Origin of the sequence: Dankookia rubra, from assembly GCF_004355005.1 — a bacterium.
GTDB classification, from domain to species: domain Bacteria; phylum Pseudomonadota; class Alphaproteobacteria; order Acetobacterales; family Acetobacteraceae; genus Paracraurococcus; species Paracraurococcus ruber_A.
In genome coordinates this window covers 1-12,375 of sequence record NZ_SMSJ01000122.1, presented here as the reverse complement: position 1 = coordinate 12,375, position 12,375 = coordinate 1, and the positions used below count along the sequence as shown (strand labels likewise).

8 protein-coding genes and 1 pseudogene are annotated in these 12,375 nt (G+C 67.6%); 6 read left to right on the top strand and 3 right to left on the bottom strand.

The annotated features are described in order from the left end of the window. Positions 1 to 435: 435 nt before the first annotated feature. Positions 436 to 1,602 carry a mandelate racemase/muconate lactonizing enzyme family protein gene (locus E2C06_RS32665; protein WP_241671580.1) on the bottom strand — a complete coding sequence of 389 codons (1,167 nt, stop codon included), beginning with the start codon at positions 1,600 to 1,602 and terminating at the stop codon, positions 436 to 438. Between the two features lie 108 nt (positions 1,603 to 1,710). Here E2C06_RS32665 and E2C06_RS41120 point away from each other — a divergent pair. Continuing rightward, positions 1,711 to 1,804, top strand: a pseudogene (locus E2C06_RS41120) (IS5/IS1182 family transposase); the annotation flags it as partial. A 95-nt stretch (positions 1,805 to 1,899) separates the two neighbouring features. On the opposite strand, the gene E2C06_RS32655 reads toward E2C06_RS41120, so the two are convergent. Then, complete coding sequence (locus E2C06_RS32655; RefSeq protein WP_338324258.1) at positions 1,900 to 2,142, bottom strand: helix-turn-helix domain-containing protein; 243 nt, start codon at positions 2,140 to 2,142, stop codon at positions 1,900 to 1,902. A gap of 684 nt (positions 2,143 to 2,826) precedes the next feature. On the opposite strand from E2C06_RS32655, the gene E2C06_RS32650 reads away from it, so the two are divergent. Continuing rightward, positions 2,827 to 4,131 carry an MFS transporter gene (locus E2C06_RS32650; RefSeq protein WP_133292745.1) on the top strand — a complete coding sequence of 435 codons (1,305 nt, stop codon included), beginning with the start codon at positions 2,827 to 2,829 and terminating at the stop codon, positions 4,129 to 4,131. Positions 4,132 to 4,140: 9 nt separating this feature from the next. On the opposite strand, the gene E2C06_RS32645 is transcribed toward E2C06_RS32650, so the two are convergent. Beyond that, positions 4,141 to 5,133: a Bug family tripartite tricarboxylate transporter substrate binding protein gene (locus tag E2C06_RS32645; RefSeq protein WP_165982812.1), complete on the bottom strand. Its 993-nt coding sequence runs from the start codon at positions 5,131 to 5,133 to the stop codon at positions 4,141 to 4,143. A 190-nt stretch (positions 5,134 to 5,323) separates the two neighbouring features. On the opposite strand from E2C06_RS32645, the gene E2C06_RS32640 reads away from it, so the two are divergent. From E2C06_RS32640 to E2C06_RS32625, 4 genes are all read left to right on the top strand, one after another. Beyond that, entirely contained in the window at positions 5,324 to 5,587 is a 264-nt protein-coding gene (locus E2C06_RS32640) for a hypothetical protein (protein ID WP_133292743.1), read from the top strand. 14 nt (positions 5,588 to 5,601) lie between these two features. Further along, complete coding sequence (locus tag E2C06_RS32635; protein ID WP_133292742.1) at positions 5,602 to 8,916, top strand: error-prone DNA polymerase; 3,315 nt, start codon at positions 5,602 to 5,604, stop codon at positions 8,914 to 8,916. Between the two features lie 82 nt (positions 8,917 to 8,998). Continuing rightward, the gene (locus E2C06_RS32630; RefSeq protein WP_133292741.1) at positions 8,999 to 9,664 is read left to right on the top strand and encodes an SOS response-associated peptidase; all 666 of its coding nucleotides are present in this window, start codon (positions 8,999 to 9,001) and stop codon (positions 9,662 to 9,664) included. Between the two features lie 496 nt (positions 9,665 to 10,160). Then, complete coding sequence (locus tag E2C06_RS32625) at positions 10,161 to 11,840, top strand: tannase/feruloyl esterase family alpha/beta hydrolase (protein WP_165982811.1); 1,680 nt, start codon at positions 10,161 to 10,163, stop codon at positions 11,838 to 11,840. Positions 11,841 to 12,375: the final 535 nt, after the last annotated feature.

Below are 12,375 nucleotides of genomic sequence, written 5' to 3'. Positions count from 1 at the left end.
TCGCCGACCATCCCGTCAGCCGTGTCGCCGAGCTTCTGCCATGGAACCTGCCAAGCGACGCAGACGCCGCGGCAACCTGACGGTCGATCGCCGCGTCACCGGACGCTTACGAATGTAGCACCAATGGCTGCTTTCTTCGGGTTGCGTCAAACGCTTCTTCATCGCGCCAGCCGGCAGCGGCGTCAGGCGACGGCTCCGTTACAATGTCGTTCAATGCGATCCAGCATCGTCGCCTTATGCCTGCAGCGCCCCCTACGTGAGCCGTCTGGTTCAGCTGCGAGACTTCCTGCCCAGCTGACAGCCCTCATGTTACCGGTCGGCCAGACGAGACTCGCTGTCAGCATGGCCTGATGGTGCGCGCCGAGCACTTGATCCCAGGACCGGCCAGCCGAGTTCGACGTCAAACGGTCCTTTCTGCCCCCTTTGAATCATCCCTCAACTATACCGGGAGGTCTGTGAAACGACATAGCGTTGCAACAGTCCCATATCGGGTACAATGCCCAGCCCAGGTCCCTCTGGCAGTGCCATCATGCCCTCCCGCACGGTCAGCACAGGATCTATCATTTCGCTGCGGAGAGGATTAGGATTGGCATCGACCTCGAGAAGGCCGTCACCCCGCACCGCCGCCAGCAGATGCAGCGAGGCGAGTTGGCCAATGCCACCTGCGAGGAAATGCGGGCAGTAGGCCCGACCCGCGGCAGTTACTGCACGTGCCACCGGCAGCGTCGCTGACGCACCGCCCCATTTTGCGCAATCCGGCTGGACAAAGCCGAGATGGTGTTCGTCGAGCGCCTGCTGGTAGGCAGCCGCGCCGCGGAGGTTCTCGCCGGCGGCAAGCGGCGCCCTGCTCGCACCCGAAACCTGAGCCCATTCCCAGGAGGGACGATCGGCGGCGAGCGGCTCCTCGATCCAGGTCAGCGGAAACTCGCCGAGCGCTTGGACGCCGTGCATCGCGGTCCGCAGATCCCAGCCCTGGTTGATGTCGACCATCACCCGCTCGCCAGTGCGTAAGGACGAGAAGACGGGACGCAGGGTGGCGAGGTCGCGTGCCTCGCCGAAGCCGATCTTGATCTTGAAGTTCCGGTATCCGCGGGCGCGGGCCTCCTCGACCTGTGCCAACGCTTGGGCGTCCGGGTTGAGGCCGCTAGCATAGACCGGCACCGGCTCGGCATGGGTGCCGCCCCAGTGGCGCCACAGCGGCACGCCGGCACAACGCGCGGCAAGGTCGTGCAGCGCGAGATCTGCACCGGCAAGGGCGGCCGAGAAGGCGCCGGGCTCGCCGGCCTGCAAGCCCCAGAGATGCAACGCACGATCGGCCTCCGCCCACCATGCGGCGGGGTCGGCGATCTCGCGGTCGAGCAGGCGCGGGGCGATAAAGGCGTCGAACAACCGAGCACGATGCTCGGCGCCTATGGTCGGGAAGTTCGACCAGATCTCGCCCCAGCCTGCGAAGCCTTCGCTATCGGTCAAGCGGACGAAAACGGCAACGCGCTCTGTCATGCTGCCGAAGGCGTTGACCACTGGGGTCTTGATGGCCGCGCGGCAAACGAAACTCTCGGCACGGACAATGCGTGTAGTCATGGGTACCTCAGCAAGGATCATCGTCAATCGGCGCTGCAGCCAGGCTACCTTGCCGCTGCAAGGTTGGTGAACCACGTCCTCTGCCGGGGCTTCCGCGTGACGCCGCACAACCACCGCCGCAAGCAGCTTACCGAAGCACGGCTTGGCGAACGCCGCTGGCCGGTCGAAGGCACCAACGCCTGGCTGCTGGAGAACCGACGTTTGGCCCTGCGCTTTGACCGGCTGGGCTATATCGTCCAATCCCTGATCCAGGCCGCATGCATATTTTTGGTTGCGGACCGCATCTACAACGAATTCTGAAAATCGCCTTCAAAGGCGTTACTTCTTTGTTCGAGCTTTCGACGCCTCGTCGTCCAACGCCACCAGCACGACATGCGTCGTACCCAAGGCCTGGGCGAGCTCATAAAGAGACAGGATGGTAGGATTGCGGCGCCCTTGCTCGAGGCCGCTGAGATACTGCTGCGAGAAGCCTGACTTTTCGGCCAACTGCTCTTGGGTCATGCCGCGATCGCGGCGCAGGCGCGCGACGTTGCGCCCGACCAGCTTTCGGACATCCACCATTGGCGCAAAGCACCCCAGGCGGCACCTGGTGGTCTTTGCTGCATAGCGCGCGCGATGGCGGTGAAGTCATTAGCCAGGAAGTCAGTTGGCACGTTCGTCTCCCTGTTGTCGGAAGTCCCATTGTCGGCCTCGGTCGCAGTATCTGCCGGCTAATCGATTGGTTTCACCGATCCGTTCAACCCGATGGTGTCAGGGAAGATATCTGTTATCTGCACACTGACGAGCCTCGGATCGGTCCACGGTCTGTCAGACGTATGACGGGTAGGCACGACTGACTCTAACGGCAGCAGAAAAGCGCCGTTCGCATAGAGGCGTGCGGCCTCCACATCCGGGGCTACAACGAGGCAGGAACCCTTGTAGCGGCTGAGTTTCCAGGCAGGAGAAGCCAGGCCACTGGCGATCGGGGACAGCAAGAAAGTGGGCATCTAGATCCTGCTTTCGATCGCTAATCGCAATAAGCAGGAGCTGCATAATCTTATAGGTTGATTTATTTTAGCAAAAAGAAAGTGCGACTCCGACTTGAAGTTTAAACGGATAGCTTGTCGGGCCGGGGTCTGTCAGGTCTGCATTGCCTTCGTTTGAGACGCTCGTGAGCAGCGCTGAACTGCAAGGGCTGAGCTGCCACTGCGCTGATGGCGAGCCTCCTCTCAACAGGGTCGACCGCAACCGCTACTGTCGGTCGAGATGAACCTCGCTCGCCGCCTCGCACCACTCCTGCCGTTCTATTATGGCTGGGTGGTCATCGCCGTTGCTTTCGTCACCATGGGTGTGGCGATAAGTGCGCGCACCGCCTTCTCACTCCTCCTGCCACCTTTGCTTGACGAGTTCGGCTGGGAGCGAGGAATGGTTGCTGGCGCTTTTTCGTTTGGCTTTCTCGTTTCCGCTGTCCTGAGCCCTTTCGTCGGGCGGGCAGTAGACCGGAACGGGCCGCGCATTGTCGTCGGCATGGGTGTTGCCATGATGGCAGCGGGCTTGCTCCTGGCGCCGATGATCAGCGCACCCTGGCACTTCTACGGAACGCTCGGCGTGCTTGTTGGGGTCGGAGCGAATCTCATGGGCTTCACCGTGCAGTCGCTCTATTTGCCCAACTGGTTCATCCGCCGGCGTGCCACGGCCATCGGTGTTGCGTTCGCGGGGGTTGGCGCCGGCGCGGTTGTCCTACTGCCTTGGTTTCAGCTAGGGGTCGAACGTGACGGTTGGCGGGCAGCATGCCAGGCCATGGGCTTTCTCGTGCTGGTAGTTATCGGCCCGCTGGCCCTGCTGGTCCATCGCCGTCCGGAAGACATCGGTCTGCTAGCGGACGGCGCGCCACATGTCACCGGTCCCGGCGGGAAGCGGCGCACCTCTCATGTCGTAGATCCCGCATGGGCATCCATCGATTGGACGCTGGCGAGGGCGGTTCGGACGAGCCGCTTCTGGTGGCTTGCACTCGGCTATTTTTGTGTGCTCTTCGCCTGGTACGCGGTGCAGGTCCATCAGACAAAGTATTTGGTCGAGGTCGGGTTCAGCCCTGCCGTGGGCGCCTGGGCGCTCGGCATCGTCGCTGTTGTTGCCATTCCAGGGCAGGTAGCCCTCGGGGCCCTTTCGGACCGAGTTGGGCGCGAGTGGGTCTGGTCGGTCGGCTGCCTCGGCTTTGCGATATGCTACGCGACCCTGATCGCGCTCGGACGTTCACCGTCGCCCGGACTGCTCTGGGTGATGGTGCTCTCGCAAGGACTTCTCGGCTATGCGTTGACTTCGGTCATGGGGCCCATCGTCCTGGAGATTTTTGAGGGACCGCATTTCGGGATCATCTTTGGCACGCTCAACGTTGCAATGATAGCGGGCGGAGCCGCCGGTCCCTGGGTCGCGGGTACGGTGCACGATGTGACTGGCAGCTACGATCTCGCCTTTGCTCTGGCTGGCGTGCTGTGTGCGGTGTCCGCAGCTGCGATCTGGATCGCAGCGCCGCGTCGCATCCGGCAAGTGCCGGGCCAAGCCACTGTGTGACGTTGCGCTTTACTCCGACTTCACTCCCGAGGTCACGACCACCTGCCGCCAGCTTTCCGAATCCTCGCGCATCAGGGCCAGCATCTCTTCTGGTGAGGTCCAGGTTGCCTCGGCACCCTGCGCAGCGAGTTCGTTCTTCACTCCAGCTACTTGGCTGGCCTCCTTCAGCGCGGCCGAGAAGCGTGCCGCGATCGGCGCGGGCAGTCCGCGCGGTGCGACGGCGCAGTACCAGTTCTCCGCCAGCAGCTTCGGAAAGCCAAACTCGCCCGTGGTCGGTACGTCCGGCAGCGTCGGGCTGCGCTGCCGCGCGGCGAGGGCAAGGGTAGTCATGGACCCGGCCCTGATGTGCGGCAACAGCGGCGGCAGGTCAGCAAACAGCAGCTGGACCTGCCCGGCGACCAGGTCCGTTACCGCCGGTGCGGCACCGCGATAGGGCACCACCTCGACCGCGGCACCCGTCTGCGCGCGGAAGACCAACGCCGTCAGGTGGCTGATGCCCGCTGCGCCCGCGGTGCCGATGTTGAGCTTGCCGGGCTGGCGCTTTGCCAGCTCCAGCAGCTCCGGCAGACTCTTCACGCCGAGGCTGGGGTGCGCCACCAGCGCCTCCGGCACGCGGGTGACGACCGAGATGGGTGTCACATCCTCCGGTACGCGGTAGGGCATCTTGGGCTGGGTGTGCGGCAGGATGGTGAGCGAGCCGCCGTCGATGATGCCGAAAGTGTAGCCATCCGCGGCGGACTTCAGCACGTAGTCCGTGCCGGTGACGCCGGAGCCGCCGGCGCGGTTCTCCACCAGTACGGTCTGCTTCAGCACAGGCCCGAGCGCTTGGGCGTAGAGGCGAGCGATGATGTCGGTCGGCCCGCCGGGCGGGAACGGCACGACGAGGCGTACCGGCCGGTTTGGCCAGTCACCGGCGTCCTGCGCGCGCGCAGCGATGGGCGTCAGCGCGGCGGTCGCGGTGAGCAGGCGGCGTCGCCCGAAGCGCGCCTCAGCAGGCCACATTACATTCCCCCAAAACATCCCCTTGCTGGGCATGATGGGGTGAGCCTACGCCGCGTGCCAACCTCATGCCCGCGGCCGCCCCGAACCAGGTTGCTCACTGGCCGCCGCGCGATGACCCAGTTCATGACATGGCATGCTGGGCGACAATTCTGTTCTTGATTCGTTCACCACGCCTCAGCATCGTCGCCCCATGCCCGAATCGCTCTCCCCCGAGCCGCCCGACACCGCCGCCGAGGCCCCTGCCCCGCTGACCGGCCCCTTGCTGCCGGTCGACCAGGCGGAGCTCGCCTCGGCTCTGGCCTACGGCCTGCGCTTCGACGAGCGGGGCCGGCCGCGGCGCGGCGCCGCCTGGGAGATGGCGGCCACCCTGCTCGCCGAGCAACTCGTGGCGCAGCTCGAGCGGGCTCAGTTCGTGGTGCTCAAGCGCCCGCCCCGCCCGCCGCACAGCACCTGACCCGCGGGCCCGCCGTGGCTGCCTTCGCCGAGCTGGGCGCGCGATCGAACTTCAGCTTCCTCCACGGCGCCTCGCACCCGGAGGAGCTGGTGCAGACCGCGCAGGCCCTCGGCTTGGCCGGGCTCGGGATCTGCGACCTGAACAGCCTCGCCGGCGTGGTCCGGGGCCATGTCGCGGCCAAGGCGGCGGGGCTGCCCTTCCGGGTCGGCTGCCGTCTCCGGCTCGACGACGGCTCCGAGTGGCTCGCCTGGCCCGGCAGCCGCGCTGCCTATGGCTGGCTGACCGCCCTGCTGTCGCGCGGCCGCATGCAGGCGCCCAAGGGCGAGTGCCGGATCAGCCGCGCCGCCATGCTCGCCGCCGCCGAGGGCTGGGTGCTGGCGGCGATCCCGCCCGAGCGGGCCGATGCCGGATGGGCGGCCCAGCTGCGCCGGGACGCCACGGCGCTGCGCGGCCGGCTCGCCCTGCCCCTCCTCCTGGCCGCCAGTTGCACCTTCCGCGGCGCCGACCGGCACCGGCTCGATATCCTGGCCAGCCTCGCGGCCGAGACCGCGACCCGGCTACTGGCCACCGGCGATGTCCGCTACCACCATCCCGACCGGCGCCGGCTCGCCGACGTGCTCACCGCCATCCGGCTGCGCACCACCGTCGATGCCCTGGGCTATGCGGCGGAGGCCAATGCCGAGCGCCACCTCAAGCCCGCCGCCGAAATGGCCCGGCTCTTTGCCGACCATCCTGAGGCGCTGGCCAATAGCCTGGCGGTGCTCGAGGCCAGCGGCGGCTTCTCGCTTGACCAGCTGCGCTACGAATACCCCGACGAGGTGCTCGAGCCCGGCCGCTCGCCGCTGGAGACGCTCGCCGACCGGGTCGCCGTGGCCCAGGCCGCGCGCTGGCCCGGCGGCACGCCGCCCGCCATCGCCGGGCGGATCGCCCACGAGCTGCGGCTGATCGCCGAGCTCGGCTACGCGCCCTACTTCCTGACCGTGCACGAGATCGTCCGCTTCGCCCGCGACCGCGGCATCCTCTGCCAGGGCCGGGGCTCGGCGGCCAACTCGGCGGTCTGCTACGTGCTCGGCATCACCGCGGTCGACCCGGCCAAGCACGACCTGCTGTTCGAGCGCTTCGTCTCGGCCAGCCGGGGCGAGCCGCCCGACATCGACATCGACTTCGAGCACGAGCGCCGCGAGGAGGTGATCCAGCACCTCTACGACCGCTACGGCCGCGAGCGGGCGGCGATCTGCGCCACCGTCATCCGCTACCGCACCCGCAGCGCCGTCCGCGAGGTCGGCCGCGCGATGGGCCTCTCGGAGGATGTCACGGCCCGGCTGGCCAAGGGCAGCTGGGGCCCAGGGCACGAGATGGGGCTGCCGGCGCTCGCCGCGGCCGAGGGGCTCGACACCAGCGATCCGCATCTGGCCATGGCGCTGGCGCTGATCGAGGAGATCCTCGACTTCCCCCGCCATGCCGCCACCCATGTCGGCGGCTTCGTCATCACCCGCGGGCCGCTGATCGAGCTCGCCGTGGTGACCAACGCCGCCATGGAGGGCCGCACCGTCCTCGAATGGGACAAGGACGACATCGACGCGCTCGGCATCCTCAAGGTCGACGTGCTGGGCCTCGGGATGCTGTCCTGCCTGCGCCGGAGCTTCGACCTGCTGCGCCGGCACCATCGTCTCGAGCACGACCTGGCCAGCCTGCCGCGCGACTGCCCGGCCACCTACGCCATGCTGCGCCGGGCCGACAGCCTCGGCGTCTTCCAGGTCGAGAGCCGGGCGCAGATGAACATGCTGCCCCGGCTCCGCCCCGAGCGGTTCTATGACCTGGTCATCGAGGTGGCGATCGTCCGGCCCGGGCCGATCCAGGGCGACATGGTCCACCCCTATCTCCGGCGCAAACAGGGCGAGGAGCCGGTGCGCTACCCCTCCCCCGCGCCCGAGCACGGCCCGGCCGACGAGCTGGAGCGGGTGCTGGGCAAGACCCTCGGCGTGCCGCTCTTCCAGGAGCAGGCGATGCGGCTGGCGATCGTTGCCGCCGGCTTCACGCCGGAGGAGGCCGACCAGCTGCGCCGGGCCATGGCGACCTTCAAGCTGTCGGGCGGCGTCACCCGCCACCAGGAGCGGCTGGTCGAGGGCATGGTCCGCCGGGGCTACGAGCGCGGCTTCGCCGAGCGGGTGTTCCAGCAGATCGAGGGCTTTGGCGGCTACGGCTTTCCCGAGAGCCACGCCGCCAGCTTCGCCCACCTGGTCTATGCCTCGGCCTGGGTGAAGTGCCACCACCCGGCGGTCTTTGCCTGCGCCCTGCTGAACAGCCAGCCGATGGGCTTCTATGCCCCGGCGCAGATCGTCCGCGACGCCCGCGAGCACTGCGTCACCATCCTGGCGGCCTGCGTGAACGCCAGCGACTGGGACAGCACCCTCGAGCCGCACGCCGGCAGCACCGGCGGCCTTGCCCTCCGGCTCGGGCTGCGGCTGGTGGCGGGTCTGCCGGAGGCCGAGGCGCGGTCGATTCTGGCCGCCCGGCGGGCCCGCAACGGCGCGCCCTTCGCCTCGGTCGAGGAGGCCGCCCTGCGGGCTGGCGTGGGGCGGCAGGCGCTCGAGGCCTTGGCCGGAGCGGACGCCTTTGCCGCGACCGGCGCCAGCCGCCGCCGGGCGGGCTGGGAGGCCCGCGGCGTGGCAGGCGGGCCGCAGGACCTGCCGCTCTTCGCCGTCGCCGCCGGGACCGAGGCGGCCGCCATGGCGGCGCAGGCGCCGCTGGTGCCGGAGCCAGCCGTCACCCTGCCGGAGCAGACCGAGGGCGAGGCGGTGGTCGAGGACTACCTGGCCACCGGCCTGACGCTGCGGCGCCACCCGCTGGCGCTGTTGCGGCCAGCCCTGGAGGCGCTGGGCTGCGGCGACACCCAGCAGCTGAACTCCCTCCGCGCCGGGACCAAGCTCCGTCTGCCCGGGCTGGTGCTGATCCGCCAGCGCCCGGGCTCGGCCAAGGGGGTGGTGTTTCTCACCGTCGAGGACGAGCACGGGGTGGCCAACCTCGTGGTCTTCGAGCGGATCGCCGCGCGCGACCGCGCGGCGCTGGTCGCGGGGCGGCTGCTGATCGCCGAGGGCCGGGTGGAGCGGGAGGTCGAGCAGGCCGAGGTGCCGATCACCCACCTCATCGTCGAGCGGCTGGTCGACCGCTCCGACCTGCTCAGCCGGCTGGTCGAGATCGACGGCGGCGACACCCAAGACCAAGGCTGGGTGGAGAAGACGCTCGGCCGGGCCGACGAGGTGCGCCGCCCCGAGCCCGGCAGCCAGCGCCCGAAGCCCAAGCTGCCCGGCAGCCGGGACTTTCGCTGATGCCCGACTTGCCGGGCGTCCCGGGCCGTCCGATCGTCCGCGGACAGCCCTCCCCTGGCCCGCAAGGAGGCTCGGTCACGCCATGTGCAACCTGTACAGCATCACCAAGGGCCAGCAGGCCATCCGCGAGTTCACCCGCGCCATGGCCGACCGGACCGGCAACCTGCCGCCGCTGCCGGGGGTGTTCCCGGACTATGCCGCGCCGATCGTTCGCAATCAGCCCGAGGGCCGCGAGCTGACCATGGCCCGCTGGGGCATGCCCTCGCCGGCCTTTGCGCTAAAGGGCAAGAAGTCCGACCCGGGCGTCACCAACGTCCGCAACGTCAAGTCGCCGCACTGGCGCCGCTGGCTCGGCGTCGAGCACCGCTGCGTCGTGCCCTTGACCAGCTTCTCGGAACACGAGGTCCTGCCCGACGGCACGCGCCCGCCGGTCTGGTTCGCCCTCGACGAGAGCCGGCCGTTGGCCTGCTTCGCCGGCATCTGGACGCGCTGGAGCTCGGTGCGGAAGTTCAAGGAAGGCGAGACGACCAACGATCTCTTTGCCTTCCTCACCACCGACCCAAACCGCGAAGTCGGCTCCATCCACCCGAAAGCCATGCCGGTCATCCTGACCATGCAGGAAGAGATCGATCTTTGGATGAACGCCCCGGCCGAGGAGGCACTCGCCCTGCAACGGCCACTGCCCGATGGTGCACTGGCAATTGTCGCTCGCGGCGAGAAGCAGGACGGGGCACCCGTCGCGTCGTGATGTGAGACCTTGCACGAAGCAGATTCTGATTGGGAGGCAATCGTTTGCAGACGCGTGCGGCGCGCTATGATGCGCGTCGAAGCTAGCTACAACGTGTGGAACACTTTCACACCGCAATGCCTCGATTTAAGCACTTCCAGTTACTCACCGCATTCCGCCATGACGAATCGAAAGACTTGCGACACCAGTGCAGGCCGAGCGCGCTGTAATAATCTCAATGCGCGTTTCAGCGCGCACGCCTGAGTGAACCGTTCGCGCACGTCGTTGACGCAGCTCCCTGGGTCGCGCGCATTCTGCAGCATGTTTCGCGGAGCTCGGCCGCGGATCAGGGTGCGGCACTGCCACACCAGGATTGCGGAGCTGCACCACGCCGCTTCGACCTCGGGCAAAGGGGAAGGAAGCGCACATGAACACGAAACGTAAGGAATACGCGCGGTTCGGCCGGCGCGGTGCTGCCGCATTACTGGCAGGCACCGCGTTCGGGATTGCCCCCACGATGGCCCGAGCGGCCGATTGCGCCGCGCTGGCCGGCGTCACGCTGCCCGGTTCCTACGGTACCGTCACGGATGCCACGTTGGTGCCCGCCGGCAACTTCGCCGCGCCGACCGGCGGCAGCTACGACATCCCGGCCCCTGTCTGCCGCGTGCAGGCGACACTGCGGCCGAGCCCCGACAGCGACATCAAGGTGGAGGTCTGGCTGCCGCAGGGCGGTGCCTGGAACGGCCGCTATCTCGGCACCGGCAACGGTGGCTATGCTGGTGCCATCTCCTACGGCGCGCTTGCCAATGGCGTGCAGCTCGGCTTCGCCACTGCGAATACCGACATGGGCACCGCGCCGGCAACCTCGCTCAACGGGCAGCCACTGATTGGCCGGCCGGAGAAGTGGATAGACTGGGGCTACCGCGCGACGCACCTCATGACCGTGGCCGGCAAGGAGGTGCTCCAGGCCCATTACGGCCAGGGCTCGCAATACAGCTACTTCAGCGGCTGTTCCACCGGCGGCAGCCAGGCACTGCACGAGGCGCAGCAGTTTCCGGAGGACTACGACGGCATCCTGGCCGGCGCCCCTGCCAACAACCGCACCCATTTGCACACCGACATTCTTTGGGATTTTGACGTCACCCACCGCACGCCGGACAGCCTGATCCCCCAGGACAAGCTGGCCCTCATGACGAAGGCGGTGCTCGGCGCCTGCGCCGTCCGCAGTGGAGGCCTGCCAAATGATCCCTACCTGACCGACCCGCGCCTTTGTCGCTGGGACCCGGGCGAGCTGCAATGCGCCGAGGACGCGTCGGACACCTCACAGTGTTTGTTGCCGGCACAGGTTGAGGCCGCGCGGCTGATCTATGATGGTCCGCGCAACCCGCGCACTGGCAGGCTGATCTATGCCGGGCCGAAGCGTGGTAGCGAGAGCGGCAGCACCTTCGACTGGGCGGCGCTGCAAGGGATCACCGTCCCCAGCGACATTCCGCAATTCTCCGGCCTTTTCTACTGGGCCTTCGGACCGAACTGGGACTGGAGAAGCTTCGACTACGACCGCGACATGGGGCTGCTGGATGATCTGCTCGCAGCCGTGCTTAACGCCAACGACCCGAACCTCAGCCGCTTCAGCGATCGCGGCGGCAAGCTGATCGGCTTCCACGGCTATTCCGACGCGCTGGTGCCAACCCAGGATTTTATCAGCTACTACGAACGCGTGGTGGCGCATGACCGCGGCAAGGAGGAAGTGCCGGCCGCAAGCATCGGCGGCGACTTGATCTCCGGCGTGATCCAGGGGCCGGACTCCCCTGCCGACGATGACAGCGGTGCATCGCAGAAGACCGGGCAGTATTTCCGCCTCTTCCTCGCGCCCGGCATGGGCCACTGCTCCGGTGGCCCAGGTCCCAACCAGTTCGGCAATGTGCAGCCTGCAGCGGTGCCGGCCGACCCCGAACATAATCTGCTGCTGTCTTTGCAACGTTGGGTGGAACAGGGCGTCGCACCGCGCCGCGTCACCGCGACGAAATTCGTCGGCGACCTGCCGGCCAGCGGGATCGCTGCTACGCGCACGCTCTGCCCCTATCCACGCGTAGCGCGCTACAGCGGCCAGGGTGATACGAACGACGCGGCCAACTTCACCTGCGTCCGCGCTTCGCGCACGGACAACCCCACTCCAGCGCCAGAATATCTGCGCTGATAAACCAGGAATGGAGGACGACGCCCGTCACCATGCGTGCGTCGCATCTTTTTGTTTGCGGGGCTCGCCTTCGTCCCGGCGATGCCGCGGGCAGCGTCAGCGACGGGCGAGCCGCTCTCCACGTAGGCCGCGGGAGGAGGTTCTCGACCTTCCCCGCGGTACCATACATGACCGCCTGCAGCACGGGAGACACGGAAGAGCCGAGCTTCATCCAGCCGCTGCAGGAATTGTGGAGTGAGATCAACTGCAACTGCTCGAAGCGTTCTCAACGTGATCCACGTGACACGGACACCTATGTCGACATGGACACCGACAATCGAACTCTCGGACCCGCGCTACCACGGCCAGCGCCATACCCGGCTGCTGCTTCGAGGCGGCCTGGCCGGGACTGCGAGAAGTGGCGTCCATGGTGCATGCTAGGCCTCGTTAGCGCCTGAACGCTGCGGCGTTGATGGCGTTGGGCCGCCTTTGTGAAGGGGCGGCAGTGGTTCTCACGGATGAGCAATGGGCGGTGCTGGAGCCGCTGGTGGAGGCG

Bases quoted from the DNA above. Each gene is read 5' to 3' on its own strand.
- E2C06_RS32640 (WP_133292743.1), top strand. From the start codon at position 5,324: ATGCCCGAATCGCTCTCCCCCGAGCCGCCCGACACCGCCGCCGAGGCC.
- E2C06_RS32650 (WP_133292745.1), top strand. From the start codon at position 2,827: ATGAACCTCGCTCGCCGCCTCGCACCACTCCTGCCGTTCTATTATGGC.
- E2C06_RS32625 (WP_165982811.1), top strand. From the start codon at position 10,161: ATGGCCCGAGCGGCCGATTGCGCCGCGCTGGCCGGCGTCACGCTGCCC.
- E2C06_RS32630 (WP_133292741.1), top strand. From the start codon at position 8,999: ATGTGCAACCTGTACAGCATCACCAAGGGCCAGCAGGCCATCCGCGAG.
- E2C06_RS32665 (WP_241671580.1), bottom strand. From the start codon at position 1,602: ATGATCCTTGCTGAGGTACCCATGACTACACGCATTGTCCGTGCCGAG.
- E2C06_RS32645 (WP_165982812.1), bottom strand. From the start codon at position 5,133: ATGTGGCCTGCTGAGGCGCGCTTCGGGCGACGCCGCCTGCTCACCGCG.
- E2C06_RS32655 (WP_338324258.1), bottom strand. From the start codon at position 2,142: ATGGTGGATGTCCGAAAGCTGGTCGGGCGCAACGTCGCGCGCCTGCGC.